19 protein-coding genes are annotated in these 23,800 nt (G+C 53.8%); 11 read left to right on the top strand and 8 right to left on the bottom strand.

Annotation, left to right across the window (positions count from 1 at the left end; genetic code table 11):
• Positions 1-12: 12 nt before the first annotated feature.
• The 7 genes from panF to HV237_RS02215 all read right to left on the bottom strand — a co-directional run bounded on the left by panF (position 13) and on the right by HV237_RS02215 (position 6,725).
• Positions 13-1,464, bottom strand: coding sequence for a sodium/pantothenate symporter (gene panF, locus HV237_RS02185; RefSeq protein ID WP_016157593.1), 1,452 nt, complete (start codon positions 1,462-1,464; stop codon positions 13-15).
• Positions 1,454-1,696 carry a YhdT family protein gene (locus HV237_RS02190; RefSeq protein WP_016154721.1) on the bottom strand — a complete coding sequence of 81 codons (243 nt, stop codon included), beginning with the start codon at positions 1,694-1,696 and terminating at the stop codon, positions 1,454-1,456. The genes panF and HV237_RS02190 overlap by 11 nt, the downstream gene beginning before the upstream one ends.
• Before the next feature lie 107 nt (positions 1,697-1,803).
• Entirely contained in the window at positions 1,804-3,153 is a 1,350-nt protein-coding gene (accC, locus tag HV237_RS02195; protein ID WP_003828838.1) for an acetyl-CoA carboxylase biotin carboxylase subunit, read from the bottom strand.
• A 10-nt stretch (positions 3,154-3,163) separates the two neighbouring features.
• On the bottom strand, positions 3,164-3,634 hold the full coding sequence (gene accB / locus HV237_RS02200; protein ID WP_003025210.1) for an acetyl-CoA carboxylase biotin carboxyl carrier protein: 471 nt from the start codon (positions 3,632-3,634) through the stop codon (positions 3,164-3,166).
• A gap of 392 nt (positions 3,635-4,026) precedes the next feature.
• The gene (gene msrQ, locus HV237_RS02205) at positions 4,027-4,626 is read right to left on the bottom strand and encodes a protein-methionine-sulfoxide reductase heme-binding subunit MsrQ (protein WP_016157592.1); all 600 of its coding nucleotides are present in this window, start codon (positions 4,624-4,626) and stop codon (positions 4,027-4,029) included.
• The gene (gene msrP, locus HV237_RS02210; protein WP_181541669.1) at positions 4,627-5,631 is read right to left on the bottom strand and encodes a protein-methionine-sulfoxide reductase catalytic subunit MsrP; all 1,005 of its coding nucleotides are present in this window, start codon (positions 5,629-5,631) and stop codon (positions 4,627-4,629) included.
• A gap of 119 nt (positions 5,632-5,750) precedes the next feature.
• The gene (locus HV237_RS02215) at positions 5,751-6,725 is read right to left on the bottom strand and encodes an MDR family oxidoreductase (protein WP_047358541.1); all 975 of its coding nucleotides are present in this window, start codon (positions 6,723-6,725) and stop codon (positions 5,751-5,753) included.
• A gap of 225 nt (positions 6,726-6,950) precedes the next feature.
• On the opposite strand from HV237_RS02215, the gene csrD reads away from it, so the two are divergent.
• From csrD to tldD, 8 genes are all read left to right on the top strand, one after another.
• Positions 6,951-8,891, top strand: coding sequence for an RNase E specificity factor CsrD (csrD, locus tag HV237_RS02220; protein WP_016154717.1), 1,941 nt, complete (start codon positions 6,951-6,953; stop codon positions 8,889-8,891).
• A gap of 306 nt (positions 8,892-9,197) precedes the next feature.
• Positions 9,198-10,241: a rod shape-determining protein MreB gene (mreB, locus tag HV237_RS02225; RefSeq protein ID WP_000913396.1), complete on the top strand. Its 1,044-nt coding sequence runs from the start codon at positions 9,198-9,200 to the stop codon at positions 10,239-10,241.
• 64 nt (positions 10,242-10,305) lie between these two features.
• Positions 10,306-11,328, top strand: a complete 1,023-nt coding sequence (gene mreC, locus HV237_RS02230; RefSeq protein WP_016154716.1) for a rod shape-determining protein MreC — start codon at positions 10,306-10,308, stop codon at positions 11,326-11,328.
• Positions 11,329-11,817: a rod shape-determining protein MreD gene (gene mreD / locus HV237_RS02235; protein WP_003025196.1), complete on the top strand. Its 489-nt coding sequence runs from the start codon at positions 11,329-11,331 to the stop codon at positions 11,815-11,817.
• A gap of 7 nt (positions 11,818-11,824) precedes the next feature.
• A complete protein-coding gene (locus tag HV237_RS02240) occupies positions 11,825-12,418 on the top strand; it encodes a nucleoside triphosphate pyrophosphatase (protein WP_047358540.1) in 594 nt (197 codons plus the stop codon).
• A complete protein-coding gene (rng, locus tag HV237_RS02245; protein WP_003828822.1) occupies positions 12,408-13,877 on the top strand; it encodes a ribonuclease G in 1,470 nt (489 codons plus the stop codon). Before HV237_RS02240 ends, rng begins: the two co-directional genes overlap by 11 nt.
• 114 nt (positions 13,878-13,991) lie before the next feature.
• Positions 13,992-17,792 carry an AsmA2 domain-containing protein YhdP gene (gene yhdP, locus HV237_RS02250; protein ID WP_047358539.1) on the top strand — a complete coding sequence of 1,267 codons (3,801 nt, stop codon included), beginning with the start codon at positions 13,992-13,994 and terminating at the stop codon, positions 17,790-17,792.
• A 148-nt stretch (positions 17,793-17,940) separates the two neighbouring features.
• Positions 17,941-19,386, top strand: coding sequence for a metalloprotease TldD (tldD, locus tag HV237_RS02255; protein WP_019077799.1), 1,446 nt, complete (start codon positions 17,941-17,943; stop codon positions 19,384-19,386).
• 94 nt (positions 19,387-19,480) lie between these two features.
• Here the strand turns inward: tldD and aaeR are convergent, their stop codons facing one another.
• Positions 19,481-20,410, bottom strand: a complete 930-nt coding sequence (gene aaeR, locus HV237_RS02260) for an HTH-type transcriptional activator AaeR (RefSeq protein ID WP_016157586.1) — start codon at positions 20,408-20,410, stop codon at positions 19,481-19,483.
• 184 nt (positions 20,411-20,594) lie between these two features.
• On the opposite strand from aaeR, the gene aaeX reads away from it, so the two are divergent.
• The 3 genes from aaeX to aaeB are packed head-to-tail and all read left to right on the top strand — an operon-like array spanning position 20,595 to position 23,711.
• Positions 20,595-20,798 (top strand): p-hydroxybenzoic acid efflux pump operon protein AaeX, encoded by a 204-nt coding sequence (gene aaeX, locus HV237_RS02265; RefSeq protein ID WP_003025177.1) that lies wholly within the window; start codon positions 20,595-20,597, stop codon positions 20,796-20,798.
• Between the two features lie 7 nt (positions 20,799-20,805).
• The gene (gene aaeA, locus HV237_RS02270) at positions 20,806-21,738 is read left to right on the top strand and encodes a p-hydroxybenzoic acid efflux pump subunit AaeA (RefSeq protein WP_047358538.1); all 933 of its coding nucleotides are present in this window, start codon (positions 20,806-20,808) and stop codon (positions 21,736-21,738) included.
• 5 nt (positions 21,739-21,743) lie between these two features.
• Positions 21,744-23,711, top strand: coding sequence for a p-hydroxybenzoic acid efflux pump subunit AaeB (aaeB, locus tag HV237_RS02275; protein ID WP_047358537.1), 1,968 nt, complete (start codon positions 21,744-21,746; stop codon positions 23,709-23,711).
• Positions 23,712-23,800 lie beyond the last annotated feature (89 nt).

The following is a 23,800-nucleotide window of genomic DNA, read 5'->3' on the forward strand; positions in this document are numbered from 1 at the left end:
GGCAAAACTCTTTTATTTATCAGTAGTCAATATGGCGGCTTGCGGGACGGCAGAACCGAAACGGTTGCCGATCAGGAAAGCCAGCAAGCTTATCAGTAACGAGGGCACAATCGGGTGGAAACCCAGGTACTGAATGTTAAATGTAGCGAGTACGGCATAAAGAACGCCGCCGATAATCATCGCGCTCAAAGCGCCCGCCGCGTTTGCCCGTTCCCAGTACAGGCCCAGTACCAGCGGCCACAGGAAGACAGCTTCCAGCCCGCCAAACGCCAGCAGGTTAAGCCAGATAATCATCTCTGGTGGTTTCCAGGCGGCCAGTAGCAGTAACGCGCCGAGCAACAGGGTAATTACTGCCGACATGCGCTTCAGCCGGGTTTCGTTTTTCAGCTGTTCCGGACGCAGGTTCAGGTACAGATCCTTAATGATCGTAGCGGAACTTTGCAGCAATTGGGCATTGATCGTCGACATGATCGCGGCCATGGGGGCCGCGAGGAAGATCCCAGCAGCTACCGGCGGCAACACTTTGACCATTAGCGTAGGGATAACCAGATCCGGCACTGTCAGATCAGGGATCACCGCACGCCCCAACGCACCCGCCAGATGCATACCAAACATCAGGATCGCCACTACGATGGTGCCGATGATAATGCCGCGGTGTACAGCTTTGCTGTCTTTATAAGAGATGCAGCGTACTGCTGTATGCGGCAGCCCAATTACGCCAAAGCACACCAGTACCCAGAATGAGGTCATGAACGTGGGTGACAGAATGTCATCCGCGCCTTGCGGCGAGACCAGTTTAGGGTCGATAGTTTGCAGGGTTACCACCGCATTGCTGAGGCCACCGGCAGCATGAACGACGCCGACCAGCAGAACAATAGTACCAATCAGCATCACCATACCCTGCATGGTGTCGTTCAGTACGCTGGCGCGAAAACCGCCGAACGCCGTATACAATGCGATACTGACGCCAAAAATAAGCAAACCGGTTTCGTAAGGTATACCCGCAGCGGTTTCAAGCAAACGTGCGCCGCCAATAAACTGTACGGTCATTGCTCCGACAAACGCGACCAGCAGGCTAAGGCTTGCCAGCCACACAAGCAGGCGACTCTGGTAGCGGGCAAACAGCATATCGTTGAGGGTAACGGCATTATAACGGCGCGCCAGAATCGCGAATTTCTTACCAAGAATCCCCAGAGAAAGCCAAACGGCGGGCAACTGGATCATCGCCAGCAGCACCCATCCCAGCCCGTATTTGTAAGCGGCGCCAGGACCGCCAATAAACGAGCTGGCGCTAATGTAGGTTGCCGTTAGCGTCATGGCTAATACGACCCCGCCCATCGAGCGGCTGCCGAGGAAATATTCATTCAGGAAAGTGCCGGTCGATCTCTTACGCATGGCGTAAACGGAAAGACCGAAGACCACCAACAGATAGGCGACCAGCGGCAAAATAACTTCAAGCTGCATCGTCATCCTCCAACGGAATGTCGCGATAGATAAACTTCACCATCGCCCAGCACAGCACGATGAAAACCAGCGGCGTTAGCAGGCAGGCCATTTCGAACCAGTGTGGTAAGCCGGTAAAACCGAGCGTGGAATCTGGTAAGTAAGCGGCCACTAACCATGTGGCAAGATATAAAAGGGTCAGCCACAGCGCCCAGCGCGCCTCTTTATGGGCCTGAACAAAACGAGCGTCCATTTTTTGTCCCTTGTGGATAAAGAAAGCGGGGATTGTACCTTATGGCACGTGCGGGAGGGGAGAAAAACAAAAGGCCGGAATTTCCGGCCTTTTCAGTTAACGCACGCTTACTTTTCCTGAAGTCCGAGTTTTTTCTCCAGATAGTGGATATTGGTTCCACCGTGCTGGAAATGCTCGTCATTCATGATGCGGATCTGCAGATCAACGTTGGTTTTGATACCGTCGATGATCAGTTCCTGCAATGCGTTTTTCATACGGGCGATCGCTACGTCGCGGTTTTCGCCATAGCAGATCAGCTTACCGATCATTGAGTCATAGTACGGAGGTACGGTGTAGCCTGCGTAAATATGAGACTCCCAGCGCACACCAAAGCCACCCGGCGCGTGGAAACGCGTGATTTTACCCGGGCTTGGCAGGAAGGTGTTCGGGTCTTCGGCGTTGATACGGCATTCTACCGCATGGCCTTTAACCACAACTTCATCCTGCTTGATGGACAGCGGTTGTCCCGCAGCGATGCGCAGCTGCTCTTTGATCAGGTCAACGCCGGTGATCATTTCGGTTACCGGGTGTTCAACCTGAATACGGGTGTTCATTTCAATGAAGTAGAACTCGCCGTTTTCGAACAGGAACTCGAAAGTACCTGCCCCGCGATAGCCGATATCAACGCACGCTTTGGCGCAACGCTCGCCGATGTAGCGACGCAGTTCCGGAGTAATGCCCGGTGCTGGTGCTTCTTCGACGACTTTTTGGTGACGACGTTGCATGGAGCAGTCACGTTCTGCCAGATAAATCGCGTTACCCTGACCGTCCGCCAGCACCTGAATTTCGATGTGGCGTGGGTTTTCCAGGTACTTCTCCATGTAAACCATGTCGTTGTTGAAAGCCGCTTTCGCTTCCGCTTTGGTCATGGAGATGGATTGTGCCAGTTCGGCATCGCTGCGCACGACGCGCATACCGCGACCGCCGCCGCCGCCGGAGGCTTTGATAATAACTGGATAACCGATGCGCTTCGCATGAGCGCGGTTAGCGTCCATGTCGTCGCCCAGCGGGCCGTCAGAGCCTGGGACTGTCGGTACGCCAGCTTTCTTCATCGCGGTAATTGCGGACACTTTGTCGCCCATCAGGCGGATGGTGTCGGCTTTCGGGCCGATGAAGATAAAGCCGGAACGTTCTACCTGTTCAGCAAAGTTGGCATTCTCAGAGAGGAAGCCATAGCCCGGGTGAATTGCCACTGCGCCGGTGATTTCAGCAGCGCTAATGATAGCCGGGATGTTCAGATAGCTTTTTACGGACGGAGCCGGGCCAATACAGACCGTCTCATCCGCCAGCAATACGTGTTTTAAATCGCGATCCGCGCTTGAATGCACAGCGACAGTCTTGATGCCCAGCTCTTTACAGGCACGCAGAATACGCAGGGCGATCTCACCGCGGTTGGCGATAACAATTTTATCCAACATGTTCGCCTCGTTATTCGATGACGACCAGCGGCTCGTCAAATTCTACCGGTTGACCGCTTTCTACCAGAATCGCTTTCACTACGCCGGATTTGTCGGCTTCGATCTGGTTCATCATTTTCATGGCTTCAACGATGCACAGGGTATCGCCCGCATTCACTTTCTGGCCGATTTCGATGAACGCTTTCGCATCTGGGCTCGGGGTGCGGTAGAACGTACCAACCATTGGGGAGCGTACGATGTGACCACTGATTTCCGCTGCTGCCGGAGCTTCCATACTTGGAGAGGCAGTTTGTGCGACAGCGTTAGACAAAGCTGGCTGCTGCATCACTGGTGCAGCATAAGCCTGTTGCATCATTGGAAAACTTGCAGCTGGCGCCGCACGGCTGATGCGTACAGACTCTTCGCCTTCAGAAATTTCCAGTTCGGAGATGCCTGATTCTTCAACCAGCTCGATCAGTTTTTTAATCTTACGAATATCCATGAGTGGGTTCCGTACTCTTTGTTTAGTGAGATTGTGACAAGCGTTTTACCGCCGTCTGTATAGCATTTTTATAACAGTGAGTGACAAGATGCCACGCATCTCAGGCATTGCACTGGGTGCGGTTGCCATTAAGTGAGATTGCCAGACTTGTTAGTCATTGTGCGGCTATCTTCTGCCATTTTCGGGTAAAAGACAAAATATACCTTCAACATGCGAATGTCACCCTTTCAGCGCTCTAAAAACGCTACCGGGGATAGCAAAGTCGCACATTATAACTATTTCGTAGCAATTGGCAGCTAAATACTGGTCTTATCAGGGAAGATAATCAACCGTTAACATGTAAAGAAAATCGGATCGTCCACATTTTGTAACGCACTGCACATAACGTGAAACTACCGCCACCACTGGCGAAACTTCTTGTAACGGCAGGCTAACAACACCACAGCGAGTGCTGCATAAATAATCGGTTGAGGGGAGATAATTTTTACCGACCACAGATAATGTATGGGTGCCAGGATCGCCACAAGATAGACGAAGTTGTGCAAATACTGCCAATTTTTGCCCAGTTTTCGCTGAGCCGACTGGGTGGAGGTTAACGTGAGGGCGAATAATATGCCCCAACTGGCAATGCCCAGCATCAAATAAGGTCGCGTGATTAATTCCCGTCCTAACAGCGCCAGATTATGAATGCCCAGTTCCAGGAGTGCGTAGCTGGTTAAATGCAACGTTGCCCAGGCGAAACACCATAGCCCTAACAGGCGCCGTGTGCGTATCAATAATGGCTGTTTAGCGTAGCGCGCGAGGGGAGAGACCAGCAAGGTCGCCAGCAAGAATTTCAGAGCTGTCCTACCGGTAAAGTGCTGGATATCTTTGACCGGGTCTGCGCTCAGACCACCGTGATTCACCGCCCAAAATAGCCAGACAAACGGTAAAAAGCCGGCAAGGTGCAGGCAAACTTTCAGCCCGGTAATGTGCTTTGCAGTCAGGCGCACTCAAAAATTCTCCTGCAGGTTAAGACCACGGTACAGCGAAGCGACCTCGTCGGCGTAACCATTAAACAGCAGCGTGGGTTGGCGCTGAACGTCCAGAATACCGCCTGCGCCAATAAAACGCTCAGTGGCCTGGGACCAACGCGGGTGATCGACATGCGGATTCACGTTGGCATAAAATCCATATTCATTGGGGGCGGCCAGATTCCAGGTTGTCGGGGGGCGTTCGCGGGTTAGTTTAATACTCACGATCGACTTAATGCCTTTAAATCCGTATTTCCACGGCACAATTAAGCGAATGGGCGCGCCATTTTGTGGAGGAAGAGCTTTTCCATAAACCCCCACGGTAAGCAGGGTGAGTGGATGCATAGCTTCATCCAGACGCACTCCTTCAACATAGGGATACTTCAGTCCGCCGCCAATAAAGCGATCTTTTTGTCCTGGCATCTCATCCGGCGAGTAGATCGTTTCGAAGGCGACATATTTTGCGTTGCTGGTGGGTTCAACCTGCGCCAGCAGTTTATGTAACGGAAAACCAATCCACGGCACGACCATTGACCAGGCTTCCACACAGCGCATTCGGTAAATCCGTTCTTCCAGTGGGAAACGGGCGGTCAGCGCATAGTGATCGAGGGTGAGTGGTTTTGCCACCTCACCACTGATTTTTAACGTCCACGGATCGGTTTTCAGACTGCCAGCATTGGCTGCCGGATCCGCTTTATCGAGACCGAACTCATAGAAGTTGTTGTAGCCAGAAACTTTATCCGCTGGCGTTAAAGGAAGCGAATTTTGCCAGGCTGCGGGTTTACTGAAATCAAGCGGCTTACCCGCGGGCGCGGGCGGGCGGTCATTCCCCTTAAACCAGCTAAGAAGGTCAGCCTGCGCAGAGAGGGGGAAAGACAACGCGGCGGCGCTGATTCCTAATGCTTTCAGTACCTGGCGGCGTTGCATAAAAAAAGCCGACTCGTCAGTGACGTCGGCTTCTGTAAATGGACGTAATTTCTTCATAACAGACTCCCGGCTTACGCGTCATAACTGACAGGGGACGCGTAGTTAATATGGCAGGGAGTCTGTAGATATGCCGCGAAATTTCGTTAATTAAGTGTAAATTTCTGCGCCAGAGCTTGTTACTTCACCTTCACCAGCGTACGACCTTGCACCTGGTTATTGATGATGGCATCGGCAAACTTCGGCGCATCCGCCAGCGTAATCTCCGTGGCGGCCTGAGCATAGAAAGAGTCCGGTAGATCCTTAACCAGACGCGCCCAGGCTTCTGCCCGGCGTGCCGGCGGGGTCATCACCGAGTCCACCCCTTGCAAACGAACGTTACGCAAAATGAATGGCATCACCGTCGTCGGCAGAGCGAAACCGCCAGCCAGGCCGCAGGCAGCAACGCAGCCACCGTAGTTCATCTGTGCCAGGACTTTTGCCAGAACTTTGTCGCCAACGGTATCAACCGCACCAGCCCACAGCTGTTTTTCCAACGGGCGAGATTCAGCAAATTCATCGCGGCTAAGGATACGGTTAGCGCCCAGGCTCTTCAGGTAGTCGTGAGTGCTTTCGCGACCCGAAACCGCCGCAACCTGATAACCCAGCTTATGCAGTAATGCCACGGCCGTGCTGCCCACGCCGCCGCTGGCGCCGGTGACGACAATCTCACCGTCTTGCGGGCGAATACCTGCATCTTCAAGCGCCATGACGCACAGCATGGCGGTAAAGCCAGCGGTACCGATGACCATGGCTTTACGTCCGTCCAGCCCTTGTGGCAGCGCAACCAGCCAGTCGCCTTTCACGCGTGCGCGTTCGGCCAGTCCACCCCAATGATTTTCACCCACGCCCCAGCCGGTCAGTAAAACTTCCTGACCTGCATGAAAACGGGGATCTTCGCTTGCGCGCACGGTACCGGCGAAATCGATACCAGGAATCATCGGAAAATTGCGAATGATTTTACCCTTGCCGGTGATAGCCAGGGCGTCTTTATAGTTCAGGCTTGACCAGTGGACATCCACCGTCACATCGCCTTCCGGTAGCTGGTTTTCGTCGAGGGGTTGAACGGATGCGAGGGTTTTTCCGTCCTGCTGTTCTAAGATCAAAGCCTGCATAACCTGTCCTCAATTCGTATAGTGGATTGGAAAATTATTAATGAAGACTATACTCGCTAATCAAAACATGATGCCGATTCCGCGCAATAAATTGCCAGATATACCTAATTTGGTAGTATGCCCACACTGTTTGTATAAATGGACGGATTTTGCGTTCAGTTTTGCATTTTCGCGCCGCTTTATCACTTTCATGCCTGTTTCATAACTGTCGGAGTTAACACAAGGATGCGATTAACGACGAAATTTTCAGCTTTTGTGACGCTGCTTACAGGGTTAACGATCTTCGTAACTCTGATCGGTTGCTCGCTGAGTTTCTATAACGCGATTCAATATAAGTTCACCACCCGTGTTCAGGCGGTGGCGACAGCGATTGATACGCACCTTGTCTCCCGCGATGTCGTTGCGCTAACCCCGCAAATCGATGAACTGATGGTTTCGGTTGATATCGTGCGCGTCGAACTGCTACAGGGCGAACACGTGGTGTATGACCACTCCCGAACCAGTAGCTACCGCCCGGCGGGGACGAACAATCTGTATCGTGATGTCACCGTCCCGTTGGTCAAACACCCGGGCATGTCGCTGCGTCTGGTTTATCAGGATCCAATGGGCAACTATTTCCATTCGCTGATGACTACCGCGCCACTCACGTTGGCGATTGCTTTCATTATACTGATGCTCTTTTTGTCTGTGCGCTGGCTTCAGCGTCAGCTTTCAGGTCAAGAGTTGCTGGAGATTCGTTCAACGCGCATTCTTAACGGCGAACGTGGACCGAACGTGCGGGGGACTGTTTATGAATGGCCTGCGCGTACCAGTAGCGCGCTCGATATGCTGCTGACCGAAATTCAAAGTGCCCGCGAGCAACGTAGCCGACTGGATACGCTGATTCGTTCCTATGTGGCGCAGGATACAAAAACCGGGCTAAGCAACCGCCTGTTCTTTGATAACCAACTGGCAACGCTGCTGGAAGATCAGGAAAAAGTGGGATCGCATGGCGTCGTGATGATGGTACGCCTGCCGGACTTTACGCTGCTGCGCGATAGCTGGGGAATTACCCTTGCGGAAGAACAAATTTCAACGCTAATCAATTTGTTGTCGACTTTTATGACGCGCTATCCGGGCGCGTTGCTGGCGCGCTACCACCGTAGCGATTTTGCCATCCTGTTGCCACACCGCACGCTGAAAGAGGCGGAAAGTATTGCCGGGCAATTATTAAAAGCGGTAGATGCGCTTCCGGCTAATAAAATGATCGACCGTGCCGATATGGTTCATATTGGCATTTGTGTTTGCCGCAGCGGTCAGTCGACGGAACAAGTGATGGATCACGCCGAAGCCGCCACGCGGAACTCGGTATTGCAGGGTGGGAACAGTTGGTCGGTCTATGATGACTCACTACCGGAAAAAGGTCGGGGTAACGTACGCTGGCGAACGCTGATCGAACAGATGCTCAGCCGGGGTGGACCAAGAATTTATCAAAAGCCTGCGGTAACCCGTGAAGGACGGGTGCACCACCGGGAGCTGATGTGCCGTATTTTTGATGGCAGCGAAGAGGTTATTTCGGCGGAATATATGCCGATGGTCCTGCAGTTTGGCCTGGCAGAAGAATATGACCGTCTGCAAATCAGCCGTCTGATCTTACTGTTGGGCTACTGGCCGCAGGAAAACCTGGCGATGCAGACAACGGTTGAATCGCTAATTCGCCCACGTTTTCAGCGCTGGCTACGTGATACGCTGATGCAGTGCGAAAAATCATTACGCAAACGCATAATTATTGAACTTGCTGAGGCAGATGTCTGTCAACATATCAGCCGGTTACAGCCCGTCATCAGATTGATGAATGCGCTGGGTGTGCGAATTGCCGTTACGCAGGCGGGTTTAACGCTGGTGAGCACCAGTTGGATCAAAGAGCTTAACGTTGAGTTATTGAAGCTGCATCCAAGCCTGGTGAGGAATATTGATAAGCGAACCGAAAACCAGCTCCTGGTGCAAAGCCTGGTGGAGGCTTGTTCTGGAACACCAACGCAGGTTTACGCCACGGGCGTTCGTTCGCGTAGCGAGTGGCATACGCTGACGGAACGCGGAGTTGCGGGTGGGCAAGGGGATTTTTTTGCCGCATCACAGCCACTTGACACTAACGTGAAAAAATATTCGCAAAGATACTCGGTTTAACCTGCCGTTTAATTCGTTTTCACGTAGAATAACGCGCGCTGTGCCTTCTGGGGGTGTGCTTGTCTGCTCGCCAGGTTGTAACAGCAAACATGCAGGTGAATGACCTTTGACAGGTTGCAAACAAAAGCGAGGAGTGCTGCTGATTTATTCAGCCCTGATGGACTCAGGCCGATTTTGTAACAAAGGAAACGAACTGCACTAATTTTCACCGTAGCAGATGATTTTTGCGCCTTGTCGCTGCTGCGTGTGGTTGGTAAAGTAAGCGGATTTTGTTTTCCGCCCCAGCTTTCAGGATTATCCCTTAGTATGTTGAAAAAATTTCGTGGCATGTTTTCCAATGACCTGTCCATTGACCTGGGTACCGCGAATACCCTTATTTATGTAAAAGGACAAGGCATCGTATTGAATGAGCCTTCTGTTGTGGCCATTCGTCAGGATCGTGCCGGCTCGCCAAAAAGCGTAGCCGCAGTGGGCCATGACGCGAAGCAGATGCTGGGTCGTACACCGGGCAATATCGCTGCCATTCGCCCAATGAAAGACGGCGTTATCGCTGACTTCTTCGTGACTGAAAAAATGCTCCAGCACTTTATCAAACAAGTGCACAGCAATAGCTTCATGCGCCCAAGCCCGCGCGTACTGGTATGTGTACCGGTTGGAGCAACTCAGGTTGAACGCCGCGCGATCCGTGAATCCGCTCAGGGCGCAGGCGCCCGTGAAGTATTCCTGATCGAAGAGCCGATGGCGGCTGCGATCGGGGCGGGTCTGCCAGTTTCTGAAGCAACCGGTTCTATGGTTGTGGATATCGGTGGTGGTACAACTGAAGTTGCCGTTATCTCCCTGAACGGCGTGGTTTACTCCTCTTCTGTACGTATTGGCGGTGACCGCTTCGACGAAGCCATCATTAATTATGTTCGTCGTAACTACGGTTCTCTGATCGGTGAAGCCACCGCAGAACGTATTAAACACGAAATCGGTTCCGCTTATCCGGGCGACGAAGTACGCGAGATCGAAGTTCGCGGCCGTAACCTGGCAGAGGGTGTTCCACGCGGCTTTACCCTGAACTCCAACGAGATTCTGGAAGCCCTGCAGGAACCGCTGACCGGTATCGTGAGTGCGGTGATGGTTGCACTGGAACAGTGTCCGCCAGAACTGGCGTCTGACATCTCCGAACGCGGCATGGTACTGACCGGTGGCGGTGCTCTGCTGCGTAACCTTGACCGTCTGTTAATGGAAGAAACCGGTATTCCAGTTGTTGTTGCTGAAGATCCGCTGACCTGCGTGGCGCGCGGTGGCGGCAAGGCGCTGGAAATGATCGATATGCACGGCGGCGACCTGTTCAGCGAAGAGTAATCGGATGCAGGTAGGGTAGCCCGCGGGTTGCCCTTCCGCTCTGATACGAGAATACGCATAGACTATGAAGCCAATTTTTAGCCGTGGCCCGTCGCTACAGATTCGCCTTATTCTGGCGGTGCTGGTGGCGCTCGGCGTTATTATTGCCGACAGCCGCCTGGGTACGTTTAGTCAAATCCGAACGTACATGGATACCGCCGTCAGTCCTTTCTACTTTATCTCAAATGGTCCTCGTGAATTACTCGACGGCGTTTCGCAAACGCTGGCTTCGCGTGACCAACTCGAACTTGAAAATCGGGCGTTGCGTCAGGAACTGCTGCTGAAAAACAGCGAGCTGCTGATGCTGGGGCAATATAAACAGGAGAACGCGCGTTTGCGTGAGCTGCTGGGATCGCCGCTGCGTCAGGACGAACAAAAGATGGTGACGCAGGTCATCTCGACGGTTAATGACCCTTACAGCGATCAGGTGGTGATCGACAAAGGGAGCGTTAACGGGGTCTACGAAGGTCAGCCGGTTATTAGCGACAAAGGCGTTGTGGGTCAGGTCGTAGCGGTGGCTAAACTGACCAGCCGCGTGCTGCTGATTTGCGATGCGACGCATGCTCTGCCCATTCAGGTACTGCGTAACGATATCCGCGTGATCGCTGCCGGTAACGGCTGCACCGACGATCTTCAGCTCGAACACCTGCCGGCCAACACCGACATTCGCGTTGGCGATGTGCTGGTTACCTCGGGTCTGGGGGGACGTTTCCCTGAAGGCTATCCGGTTGGTGTTGTTTCTTCCGTTAAGCTGGACACTCAGCGCGCTTATACCGTGATTCAGGCACGCCCGACCGCAGGTCTGCAGCGTCTGCGTTATCTGCTGCTGTTGTGGGGCGCCGATCGTAACGGCGCAAATCCGATGACGCCAGAAGAAGTGCACCGCGTTGCCAATGAACGTCTGATGCAAATGATGCCGCAAGTTCTGCCTGCACCAGATGCCATGGGGCCGCCTGCGCCAGTGCCAGCTCCCGCAACAGGCGTGACTCCAGCGCCTGCGGGTACCACGCCGCCACAACCTGCTCCGCGTAAGCCGGGAGGACAGTAAGTGGCAAGCTATCGTAGCCAGGGACGTTGGGTGATTTGGCTCTCGTTCCTTATTGCACTGTTGCTGCAAGTCATGCCCTGGCCGGACGATATTCTGGTTTTCCGGCCAAACTGGGTACTGCTCATCTTGTTGTACTGGATCCTGGCGCTGCCGCATCGCGTAAATGTGGGCACGGGGTTTGTGGTGGGTGCCATACTGGATCTCATCAGCGGCTCCACGCTTGGCGTGCGCGCATTGTCGATGAGTATCATTGCTTATCTGGTCGCGCTGAAATTCCAGCTATTCCGTAACCTCGCGCTCTGGCAACAGGCGCTGGTGGTCATGTTGTTATCACTGGTCGTGGATATTATTGTTTTCTGGGCCGAGTTTTTAGTGATCAATGTCTCTTTCAGACCCGAAGTGTTCTGGAGTAGTGTAGTGAATGGTGTGCTTTGGCCATGGCTATTCTTACTGATGCGTAAAGTCCGTCAGCAGTTTGCGGTGCAATAAGGTTGATATGAATACTCTGTATCTTGCTTCAGGTTCTCCACGTCGTCAGGAGCTGCTCGCTCAGCTTGGTGTTAGGTTTGAACGGCTGGTGCCTGGGATTGAAGAACAGCGACACCCGCAGGAGAGCGCGCAGCAGTATGTTTCGCGTCTGGCACGCGAAAAAGCGCAGGCTGGCGTGGCGCTGGCGCAGCGCGATTTGCCGGTATTGGGTGCGGATACCATTGTTATCCTTAATGGCGAAGTGCTGGAAAAACCACACGACGCCGCCCATGCCGCAGTAATGCTGCGCAAACTGTCGGGCAAAACGCATCAGGTCATGACCGCCGTGGCATTGGCCGACCGCCGGCACAGTCTGGACTGTCTGGTGGTGACGGAAGTGACGTTCAGAGCACTAACCGATGAGGACATCGCGGGCTATATTGCCAGCGGTGAACCAATGGATAAAGCAGGTGCATACGGTATTCAAGGGTTGGGTGGCTGTTTTGTCAGGAAGATCAATGGCAGCTATCACGCCGTAGTCGGCTTACCGCTGGTAGAAACGTATGAGTTGCTGACCAATTTTAACGCACTGCGTGAGAAAAGGGATAAACATGACGGCTGAATTGTTGGTAAACGTAACGCCATCGGAAACTCGGGTGGCTTACATTGATGGCGGTATTCTGCAGGAAATTCATATTGAACGTGAGGCGCGACGCGGAATCGTAGGCAATATCTACAAAGGTCGTGTAAGTCGTGTACTTCCGGGTATGCAGGCGGCTTTTGTAGATATTGGACTGGATAAAGCCGCATTTCTTCACGCTTCAGACATCATGCCGCACACCGAATGCGTGGCGGGTGAAGAACAAAAACAGTTCACCGTGCGCGACATTTCTGAACTGGTGCGCCAGGGCCAGGATCTGATGGTGCAGGTGGTAAAAGATCCGTTGGGTACTAAGGGCGCACGCCTGACGACGGACATCACGCTTCCTTCCCGTTACCTCGTCTTTATGCCAGGTGCTTCGCACGTTGGCGTTTCCCAACGTATCGAAAGCGAAACCGAACGCGAACGCCTGAAAAAAGTGGTGGCGGATTACTGCGATGAACAGGGCGGATTCATCATTCGCACAGCGGCGGAAGGCGTCTGCGAGGAGGATCTAGCCTCAGATGCTGCCTACCTGAAGCGCGTCTGGACTAAAGTCATGGAGCGTAAAAAGCGCCCGCAAACGCGCTACCAGATGTACGGCGAACTGGCGCTGGCGCAGCGCGTGTTGCGTGATTTTGCTGATGCCCAGCTTGACCGGATCCGCGTTGACTCTCGTCTTACTTATGAAGCGTTGCTGGAGTTCACAGCGGAATATATCCCCGAGATGACCAGCAAGCTGGAACATTACAGCGGGCGCCAGCCCATTTTTGATCTCTTTGACGTTGAGAATGAAATCCAGCGCGCGCTGGAACGCAAGGTTGAACTGAAATCCGGCGGCTATCTGATCATCGATCAAACTGAAGCAATGACCACCGTCGATATCAATACCGGAGCGTTTGTTGGGCATCGTAATCTCGACGACACTATCTTTAATACTAATATTGAAGCAACGCAGGCCATTGCTCGTCAGCTGCGTCTGCGTAACCTCGGCGGCATTATCATTATCGATTTTATCGACATGAATAATGAAGATCACCGTCGACGGGTGCTGCACTCTCTGGAACAGGCGCTGAGCAAGGATCGCGTAAAAACCAGCATCAACGGTTTTTCACAGCTGGGCCTGGTGGAGATGACGCGCAAACGCACGCGTGAAAGCGTGGAGCATGTGTTGTGCAACGAGTGTCCGACCTGTCATGGGCGCGGTACGGTGAAAACCGTGGAAACTGTATGCTATGAAATCATGCGCGAAATCGTGCGGGTACACCATGCATATGACTCCGATCGTTTCCTGGTTTATGCATCTCCGGCAGTGGCTGAAACCCTGAAGGGTGAAGAGTCACATGCGTTGGCGGAAGTGGAAATCTTTGTCGGCAAACAGGTTAAAGTACAAGTCGAACCGCTGTATAACCAGGAGCAGTTCGACGTTGTCATGATGTAATCTGGCCTGGTAAACGCCCAATGGCGATACCTTGCAGGCCGGAGAAGGCGTTCACGCCGCCATCCGGCAAGACGGTTTTGTGAGTCACATTTTTTGGTAGACAAGGAGAGGCGCGTGAGGCGATTGCCGGGGATATTACTGCTCACTGGAGCCGCATTCGTTGTCATCGCAGCGCTGCTGGTCAGTGGGCTGCGCCTTGCGCTGCCTCATCTTGATAGCTGGCGTCCGGCCATCCTTGACAAGATTGAATCCGCTACCGGTCTGCCCGTCTCCGCCAGCCAACTTTCCGCTAGCTGGCAAAATTTCGGCCCTACTCTTGAAGCGCGTGATATCCATGCGCAGCTTAAAGATGGCGGTGAATTTTCGGTAAAGCGCGTTACATTAGCGCTGGATGTCTGGCAAAGCTTGCTGCACATGCGCTGGCAGTTTCGCGATCTCACCTTCTGGCAGTTGCAGCTGCGTACCAACACCCCCATCCAGCGCAGCGAAAGCGGTGATGGAATTGAAGCCGGCCACCTGAGCGATCTCTTCCTGCGTCAGTTTGATCATTTCGATCTACGCGACAGCCAGATTAGCTTTTTAACCCTCTCAGGCCAGCGTGCAGAACTGGCGATCCCGCAGCTTACCTGGCTTAACGGTAAAAACCGACATCGCGCTGAAGGCCAGGTCAGTCTCTCCAGTCTGACCGGGCAGCACGGTGTTATGCAGGTTCGAATGGATCTGCGTGACGACAACGGGCTGTTGAATAACGGTCGGATCTGGCTGCAGGCCGACGATATCGACGTCAAGCCGTGGCTGGGTAAATGGATGCAGGATAATGTCGCGTTGCAAACCGCGCGTTTTAGCCTGGAAGCATGGATGACGATCAGAAAAGGTGTCGTTTCCGGCGGCGATGTCTGGCTGAAAAAAGGTGGGGCAAGTTGGCTGGGAGAGAATCGTACGCACACGCTCTCCGTCGATAACTTGACGGCGCACATCAGCCGCGAGCAGTCGGGCTGGCAATTCTCCATTCCCGATACCCGTATCACGATGGATGATAAACCCTGGCCAAGCGGGGCGTTAACGCTGGCCTGGATCCCTGAACAGGAAGTCGGCGGCGAGAATAACAAACGCAGCGACGAGCTACGCATCCGCGCCAGCAATCTGGAGCTGGCCGGGTTAGAAGGGCTGCGTCCGATGGCGGCCAAGTTATCGCCTGCGCTGGGTGATATCTGGCGGGCCACGCAGCCGAGCGGCAAAATAGATGTGCTGGCGCTGGATATCCCGTTACAGGCAACAGAAAAAACTCGCTTCCAGTCCTCGTGGACCAATCTGGCCTGGAAACAGTGGAAGCTGCTGCCAGGGGCAGAACATTTCTCCGGTACGCTCGCGGGCAGCGTTGAAAACGGGGCGCTCACTGCTTCCATGAAGCAAGCTAAAATGCCGTATGAAACCGTCTTTCGCGCACCGCTGGAAATAGAGGATGGCGTAGCGACGCTAAGCTGGCTGAAGAATGATAAAGGTTTCCAGTTAGATGGGCGCAATATTGATGTTAAAGCGAAAGCGGTACACGCACGCGGTGGTTTTCGCTATCTGCAGCCCGCCAATGATGAGCCATGGTTGGGCATTCTGGCAGGTATCAGCACCGACGATGGCTCTCAGGCCTGGCGTTACTTCCCGGAAAACCTGATGGGCAAAGAGCTTGTTGATTACCTCAGCGGCGCTATTCAGGGCGGCGAAGCGGATAACGCCACGTTGGTGTATGGCGGCGACCCGCATCTGTTCCCGTATCTACACAATGAAGGGCAGTTCCAGGTACTGGTGCCGCTTCGCAATGCGAAGTTTGCTTTCCAGCCCGACTGGCCCGCGCTGACTGACCTTAATATTGAACTGAACTTCATTAACGACGGTCTGTGGATGAAGACCGATAGCGTTAATCTGGGCGGTGTGAAGGCCAGTAATCTGACGGCTAACATCCCCGACTATGCCAAAGAAAAACTGCTGATTGATGCCGACATCAACGGGCCGGGCAAGGCGGTTGGACCTTATTTTGATGAGACGCCATTGAAGGATTCACTCGGCGCTACGCTTGAGCAGTTGCAGATTGACGGCGATGTGAATGCTCGCTTACATCTTGATATTCCGCTAGACGGCTCGCTGGTTACCGCCAAAGGTGACGTCAACCTGCGTAATAACAGCCTGTTTATTAAACCGCTCGACAGCACGCTGAAGAATTTGAATGGTAATTTCAGCTTTATCAACGGTGATCTGAAGAGCGAGCCGATGACCGCGAACTGGTTTAATCAGCCGCTGAACGTCGACTTTTCCACGACCGAAGGGGCGAAAGCCTATCAGGTAGCCGTGAATCTGCAAGGTGACTGGCAGCCAAGCCGCATGGGGATTTTACCGGCGCAGGTCAACGACGCGTTGAACGGTAGCATAGCGTGGAATGGCAAGGTAGGAATCGATCTTCCGTATCATGCCGGGCCGACCTACAACGTTGAGTTAAAGGGCGACCTCAAGAATGTAAGTAGTCACTTACCTTCTCCGCTGAATAAGGCGGCCGGTGAGGCGTTGCCGGTGAACGTTAAGGCCAACGGCAATCTGCGCAGCTTTGATCTGACCGGCAACGCTGGCAGCAAGAATCATTTTAATAGCCGCTGGCTACTGAATCAGAAACTGACGCTTGACCGCGCAATCTGGGCGTCGGAAAGCCGCACCGTGCCAGCGTTACCCGATCAGCAAGGCATAGAGCTTAATCTTCCCCCTATGGATGGCGCGCAATGGCTGGCGTTATTCCAGAAAGGCGCTGTGGATAACGTGGGCAGCAACGCTAACTTCCCGCAGCGCATCACGGTGCGTACCCCATCGTTATCCCTGGGCGGTCAACAGTGGAATAATTTGAGTATCGTTTCTGAGCCTGCGAGCAATGGCTCCACCGTGCAGGCGCAGGGCCGTGAAATTAACGCCACGCTGGCTATGCGCAATAATGCGCCGTGGCTGGCCAATATTAAGTATCTTTATTACAACCCAAGCGCGGCAAAACCGTCACAAAATAGTACGCCAGCCTCGCCGTTCTCAGCCATCGACAACGTCAGCTTCCGTGGCTGGCCGGACCTTCAGCTGCGCTGTGCCGAGTGCTGGATGTGGGGACAGAAATACGGGCGCATTGACGCCGATGTAGCGATTAAAGGCGACACGCTGACCTTGAGTAACGGTCTGTTGGATACAGGTTTTGCCAGACTGACCACCGACGGCGTGTGGGTGAATGCGCCGGGCAAGGAGCGAACGTCGCTGAAGGGTAAACTGAGCGGCAATAAAATTGACTCCGCAGCCGGTTTCTTTGGCGTATCAACGCCGATTCGCAATTCTTCATTCAACGTGGAGTATGATCTGCATTGGCGTAATCCGCCGTGGGATCCTGATGTAGCCTCGCTGAATGGTATTTTGCGTACCCGGCTGGGCAAAGGCGAACTTACCGAACTCAGTACCGGACATGCGGGGCAACTGTTACGTCTGCTAAGCTTCGATGCGTTACTGCGTAAACTGCGCTTTGATTTTAGCGACACCTTCAGCGAAGGCTTCTATTTCGACTCGATTCGCAGCACGGCGTGGATCAAAGATGGTGTGATGCATACCGACGACACGCTGGTGGACGGTCTGGAAGCCGACATTGCGATGAAAGGTTCAGTGAACCTGGTACGCCGGGATCTGGACATGGAAGCCATTGTTGCACCAGAAATATCTGCCACCGTAGGCGTTGCCGCCGCGTTTGCCGTCAACCCGATTGTTGGTGCGGCGGTGTTTGCCGCCAGTAAGGTGCTGGGGCCGCTGTGGAGCAAAGTCTCGATTCTGCGCTATCGCATCACTGGTCCGGTCGATAAGCCGCAAATTAACGAAGTTCTGCGTCAGCCGCGCAAAGAAAGCCAGCAATGATTTGACGGGGGCGAGTAATTGCCCCAATCTCAGTACATAGTATTGCCGGATGGCGCAGCGCTTATCCGGCCTACAGCAGCCTAACAACGTAGGCCGGATAAGGCGTTTTTTTCCGCTATCCGGCAGAATTAAATGAGTAATCAAAACGATGAGTCTGAACCTGGTAAGTGAACAATTGCTAGCGGCAAATGGCCTGAAACATCAGGATCTGTTTGCCATCCTGGGCCAACTGGCCGAACGCCGTCTTGATTACGGCGATCTCTATTTTCAGTCGAGCTATCACGAATCCTGGGTTTTAGAAGACCGCATCATTAAAGATGGTTCTTACAATATCGATCAGGGCGTTGGCGTGCGCGCCATCAGCGGCGAGAAAACAGGGTTTGCCTATGCAGACCAGATTAGCCTGTTGGCGCTGGAACAAAGCGCTCATGCCGCGCGTACTATCGTGCGTGACAACGGTGACGGCAAAGTAAAAACGCTGGGGGCCGTGGAGCATCAGGCGCTTTACACCTCGGTTGATCCGTTGCAGAGCATGAGCCGTGAAGAAAAACTCGATATCCTGCGCCGCGTAGACAACGTGGCCCGTGCCACCGACAAACGCGTCCAGGAAGTGACCGCCAGCCTGACCGGTGTTTATGAACTGATCCTGGTGGCCGCGACTGATGGTACGCTGGCCGCTGACGTCCGCCCGCTGGTACGTTTGTCCGTAAGCGTACAGGTCGAAGAGGACGGTAAGCGTGAGCGCGGCGCCAGCGGTGGCGGCGGTCGTTTTGGCTATGACTATTTCCTTGGCGACCTCGATGGTGAAGTCCGTGCCGACGCGTGGGCGAAAGAGGCCGTACGCATGGCGTTAGTCAATCTGTCCGCGGTAGCAGCGCCTGCTGGTACGCTGCCGGTGGTACTCGGCGCTGGTTGGCCTGGCGTTCTGCTGCATGAAGCGGTCGGTCATGGTCTGGAAGGTGATTTTAACCGCCGTGGCACCTCGGTATTCAGTGGTCACATGGGTGAACTGGTGGCATCAGAACTGTGTACCGTTGTGGATGATGGCACAATGGCGGACCGTCGTGGTTCTGTGGCTATCGATGACGAAGGGACACCGGGTCAGTACAACGTGCTGATCGAAAACGGCATTCTGAAAGGCTACATGCAGGACAAACTGAATGCGCGTCTGATGGGCGTAGCGCCAACGGGTAACGGTCGCCGTGAATCTTACGCGCACCTGCCGATGCCGCGTATGACCAACACCTATATGCTGCCGGGGAAATCCACGCCGCAGGAAATCATCGAATCCGTTGAATACGGTATTTATGCGCCTAACTTTGGCGGCGGTCAGGTAGATATCACCTCCGGGAAATTTGTATTCTCGACGTCCGAAGCGTACCTGATTGAAAACGGTAAAGTGACCAAACCGGTGAAAGGCGCAACGCTGATTGGCTCCGGTATCGAAGCGATGCAGCAGATTTCGATGGTGGGTAACGACCTGAAACTGGATAACGGGGTTGGCGTTTGCGGTAAAGAAGGACAGAGCTTGCCGGTGGGCGTGGGCCAGCCGACGCTGAAGGTGGATAACTTGACCGTAGGTGGCACCGCGTAACGACCCGGTCGCCGGATAGCGCTCAGCGTATCCGGCCTGGAATGTGCGTTGGCACTGAATGTAGGCCCGGTAAGCAAAGCGCTACCGGGCTTTTTTATTTCTCTTTGCCCCGGCCGTACATCCCCTGAAACAGCTGCGCCACATCGACAAAATAATCCGTCAGATAGTTAATCACCACCTGGACCTTGAGCGGTAGTTTGTCTTTTTCGGTATACAGCGCATAGACCGGACGTGGATCCGACTGGTAGCGGGGCAGCAGGATCTCCACTTCGCCACGATTGATCTCATTGATCACCCACATCAGCGGCACATAGGCGATGCCCGCGCCTGCGGCCAGCCAGCGCACCAGCGTCATCGGATCGTTAGTCACGAAGCGCCCTTCTGGGATCAGGCGGGTAGAGATCCCCTCCGGAGCGATAAGTTCGAATTCATTATCCGGGCGCACGCTGTATTCCAGCCACGAGTGGTTGCTGAGATCGGCGGGTTTTTCCGGCACGCCAAACTGCGCGAGATAGCTTTTAGCGGCGCAGACCACCATCGGCATGGTTCCCAGGCGACGTGAAAACAGGCTGGAGTCCTGCAACGCGCCGACGCGAATAACCACGTCCAGACCGTCGGCGATTAAATCCGGTGCCGGGATGCCTGTTACCAGATTTACCGTCAATCCTGGATACTCTTTCAGCATCGTTGCGGTCAACCCGGCGAGGACATTTTGTGCCATGGTTGAAGAACAGCCAATGCGCAAGGTGCCGATGGGCGTGTTGTTAAAGGCATAAAGCTGTTCGTGAACATCCTGTGCTTCGTGCAGCATCCGGCGGCAACCCTGATAATAAATTTTACCGGCTTCAGTTAGCCCAATGCTGCGTGTGCTGCGGTTTAGCAGCTTGACCTGTAGCTCATCTTCCAGTTTAGAGACCGTCTGGCTTATCGATGAAACGCTCATTTGTAACTGTCTTGCGGCGGCGGTGAAGGAGCCCAGTTCGACAACTTTGGCAAACACCGACATACGTTTTAATCGTTCCATTGTTCACTCTGACTTAAAAGTGATTTAGATCACATAATATAGATAACAGCATAACAGTTACGTTAATATATTATTATTCAAATAACAGCTATGTCGCTCTCGCCTGGCTCATCCTTGCCCTTCTCTGCGGTGACATACGCTAGAAAATCTATCACCTGCACTCTCTTAAGCTACCAAGGTCAACATGAGTCTGTTTCCCGTTATCGTGGTGTTTGGTCTGTCCTTCCCACCGATTTTTTTCGAATTACTTTTGTCACTGGCGATTTTCTGGCTGGTGCGCCGGGTACTGGTTCCAACTGGCATCTATGATTTTGTCTGGCACCCGGCTCTGTTTAACACCGCGCTGTATTGCTGCCTGTTCTATTTAATAACGCGCCTGTTCGTTTGAGGTTGAAGTGAAAACACTAACAAGAAAACTCTCCCGTACGGCCACGACTCTCGTACTGGTCATTCTGGCCTTCATCGCCATTTTCCGCGCATGGGTGTTCTACACCGAGTCGCCGTGGACGCGAGATGCGCGCTTCAGCGCCGACGTTGTGGCCATAGCCCCGGATGTCGCCGGGCTTATCAATAACGTCAACGTTCATGATAATCAACTGGTGAAGAAAGACCAGGTCCTGTTTACCATCGATCAGCCGCGCTATAAAAAAGCGCTCGAAGAAGCGGAAGCAGACGTCGCCTACTATCAGGTGTTATCGCAGGAAAAACGCCAGGAGGCCAGCCGTCGTAATCGGCTGGGCGTGCAGGCTATGTCTCGTGAAGAGATTGACCAGTCAAACAATGTCCTGCAAACCGTATTACACCAGCTTGCGAAGGCGCAGGCGACCCGCGACCTGGCGAAATTAGATCTGGAACGTACCGTCATTCGCGCGCCAGCAGATGGCTGGGTGACTAACCTGAACGTCTACAGCGGCGAATTTATTACTCGCGGCTCTACGGCGGTGGCGTTGGTCAAACAGCATTCTTTTTATGTGCTGGCCTATATGGAAGAAACCAAGCTGGAAGGCGTCCGCCCTGGGTATCGCGCAGAGATCACCCCGCTGGGCAGTAATCATGTGCTGAAGGGCACCGTTGATAGCGTGGCGGCTGGCGTAACGAATGCCAGCAGCACGCGGGACGCAAAGGGTATGGCGACCATTGATTCCAATCTCGAATGGGTGCGTCTGGCGCAGCGTGTACCGGTGCGAATTCGTCTTGATGAGCAGCAGGGAACCCTGTGGCCTGCGGGGACTACGGCTACCGTCGTCATTACCGGCAAGCAGGATCGCGATGCAAGCCGGGAATCCTTCTTCCGTAAAATGGCGCACCGCCTGCGCGAGTTTGGCTAATCGTGATGGGCATTTTCTCTATTGCCAACCAGCATATCCGCTTTGCGGTGAAACTGGCGTGCGCGATTGTACTGGCGCTGTTCGTTGGCTTTCACTTCCAACTTGAGACCCCGCGCTGGGCGGTGCTGACCGCCGCCATTGTGGCGGCTGGCCCGGCCTTTGCCGCTGGCGGAGAGCCCTATTCTGGTGCTATACGCTATCGCGGCATGCTGCGTATTGTCGGGACATTTATTGGCTGTATTGCTGCACTGATCATTATCATCAGCATGATCCGCGCCCCGTTATTGATGATCCTGGTGTGTTGTATCTGGGCCGGTTTTTGTACCTGGATCTCGTCGCTTGTGAAGATCGAAAACTCCTATGCCTGGGGACTTTCGGGCTATACGGCGCTGATCATCGTCATTACCATCCAGGCTGAACCGCTGCTGACGCCGCAATTTGCGCTCGAACGCTGTAGTGAAATAGTGATGGGGATTGTCTGTGCTATTGTGGCCGATCTGCTCTTTTCGCCCCGTTCGGTGAAACAGGAGATTGATGTCGAACTGGACAGTCTGCTGGTGGCGCAGTATCAGCTTATGCAGCTGTGCATTAAGCACGGTGACAGTGAAGAAGTGGACAAAGCCTGGGGCGATTTAGTCCGGCGTACGGCGGCACTGGAAGGCATGCGAAGTAACCTGAATATGGAGTCCTCACGCTGGGGGCGGGCTAACCGCAGACTCAAAGCATTGAACACGCTGTCACTCACGCTCATCACGCAGTCCTGCGAAACCTATCTTATTCAGAACACTCGGCCCGAACTGATCACTGATACCTTCCGCGAGTTGTTCAATATGCCGGTTGAAACGGTGCAGGATGTTCATAAACAGTTGAAGCGGATGCGGCGGGTGATTGCCTGGACCGGCGAACGCGAAACGCCGATCACGATATATAGTTGGGCAGGCGCCGCGACGCGCTACCTGTTGCTCAAACGCGGTGTACTGAGTAATACCAAAATTAGCGCCACGGAAGAAGAGATCCTGCAAGGTGAGCCAGTAGTGAAGGTGGAGTCTGCCGAGCGCCATCATGCGATGATCAACTTCTGGCGCACCACGCTTTCTTGTGTGCTGGGAACTTTATTCTGGCTGTGGACCGGATGGACCTCCGGCAGCGGCGCAATGGTGATGATTGCGGTTGTCACTTCGCTGGCAATGCGTTTGCCCAACCCGCGCATGGTGGCAATAGACTTTATTTACGGTACGTTGGCGGCGTTACCGCTCGGGGCGCTCTATTTCCTGGTGATTATCCCCAATACGCAACAAAGCATGTTGTTACTGTGCCTGAGCCTGGCGGTGCTGGGGTTCTTTCTGGGTATAGAGGTACAGAAACGACGGCTGGGATCAATGGGGGCGCTGGCCAGCACTATTAATATCATCGTGCTGGATAACCCGATGACCTTCCACTTTAGCCAGTTCCTTGACAGTGCGCTGGGGCAAATTGTTGGCTGCGTGCTGGCATTTATCGTCATTTTGTTGGTGCGCGATAACTCTCGTGACAGAACGGGTCGCGTGTTGCTCAACCAGTTTGTCTCGGCGGCGGTTTCAGCGATGACCACCAACGTGGTACGTCGTAAAGAAAACCATCTCCCGGCGCTTTATCAGCAGCTGTTTTTGCTGATGAACAAATTTCCCGGCGACCTGGCGAAGTTTCGCCTGGCGCTGACGATGATCATTGCGCATCAGCGCCTGCGCGATGCGCCGATACCGGTAAACGAGGAGCTATCCGCGTTCCATCGCCAGCTTCGTCGCACTGCGGATCACGTGATTTCCGCAGGAAACGACGACAAGCGCCGACGCTACTTTAGCCAGCTGCTGGAAGAGCTTGAGATCTATCAGGAGAAATTAATCATTTGGCAAGCGCCACCGCAGGTGACCGAGCCGGTAAAACGACTTAGCGGGATGCTGCACAAATACCAGCATGCGCTGACCAGTAATTAAGAGTTGGAAACCGACGCTAAAAGCGTCGGTTTTTTTATGGCTATACTTACCTGAAAATGCAGGAGGTTCCTGCATATTGATGGTCAGTA

This window comes from Citrobacter sp. RHBSTW-00570 (genome assembly GCF_013739755.1).
In the GTDB taxonomy this organism is placed as follows: domain Bacteria; phylum Pseudomonadota; class Gammaproteobacteria; order Enterobacterales; family Enterobacteriaceae; genus Citrobacter; species Citrobacter braakii.

Coding starts and splice junctions, on each gene's coding strand:
- panF (WP_016157593.1), bottom strand. CDS start 1,464: ATGCAGCTTGAAGTTATTTTGCCGCTGGTCGCCTATCTGTTGGTGGTC.
- HV237_RS02190 (WP_016154721.1), bottom strand. CDS start 1,696: ATGGACGCTCGTTTTGTTCAGGCCCATAAAGAGGCGCGCTGGGCGCTG.
- accC (WP_003828838.1), bottom strand. CDS start 3,153: ATGTTGGATAAAATTGTTATCGCCAACCGCGGTGAGATCGCCCTGCGT.
- accB (WP_003025210.1), bottom strand. CDS start 3,634: ATGGATATTCGTAAGATTAAAAAACTGATCGAGCTGGTTGAAGAATCA.
- msrP (WP_181541669.1), bottom strand. CDS start 5,631: ATGAAGAAATTACGTCCATTTACAGAAGCCGACGTCACTGACGAGTCG.
- HV237_RS02215 (WP_047358541.1), bottom strand. CDS start 6,725: ATGCAGGCTTTGATCTTAGAACAGCAGGACGGAAAAACCCTCGCATCC.
- csrD (WP_016154717.1), top strand. CDS start 6,951: ATGCGATTAACGACGAAATTTTCAGCTTTTGTGACGCTGCTTACAGGG.
- mreB (WP_000913396.1), top strand. CDS start 9,198: ATGTTGAAAAAATTTCGTGGCATGTTTTCCAATGACCTGTCCATTGAC.
- mreC (WP_016154716.1), top strand. CDS start 10,306: ATGAAGCCAATTTTTAGCCGTGGCCCGTCGCTACAGATTCGCCTTATT.
- HV237_RS02240 (WP_047358540.1), top strand. CDS start 11,825: ATGAATACTCTGTATCTTGCTTCAGGTTCTCCACGTCGTCAGGAGCTG.
- rng (WP_003828822.1), top strand. CDS start 12,408: ATGACGGCTGAATTGTTGGTAAACGTAACGCCATCGGAAACTCGGGTG.
- tldD (WP_019077799.1), top strand. CDS start 17,941: ATGAGTCTGAACCTGGTAAGTGAACAATTGCTAGCGGCAAATGGCCTG.
- aaeR (WP_016157586.1), bottom strand. CDS start 20,410: ATGGAACGATTAAAACGTATGTCGGTGTTTGCCAAAGTTGTCGAACTG.
- aaeX (WP_003025177.1), top strand. CDS start 20,595: ATGAGTCTGTTTCCCGTTATCGTGGTGTTTGGTCTGTCCTTCCCACCG.
- aaeB (WP_047358537.1), top strand. CDS start 21,744: ATGGGCATTTTCTCTATTGCCAACCAGCATATCCGCTTTGCGGTGAAA.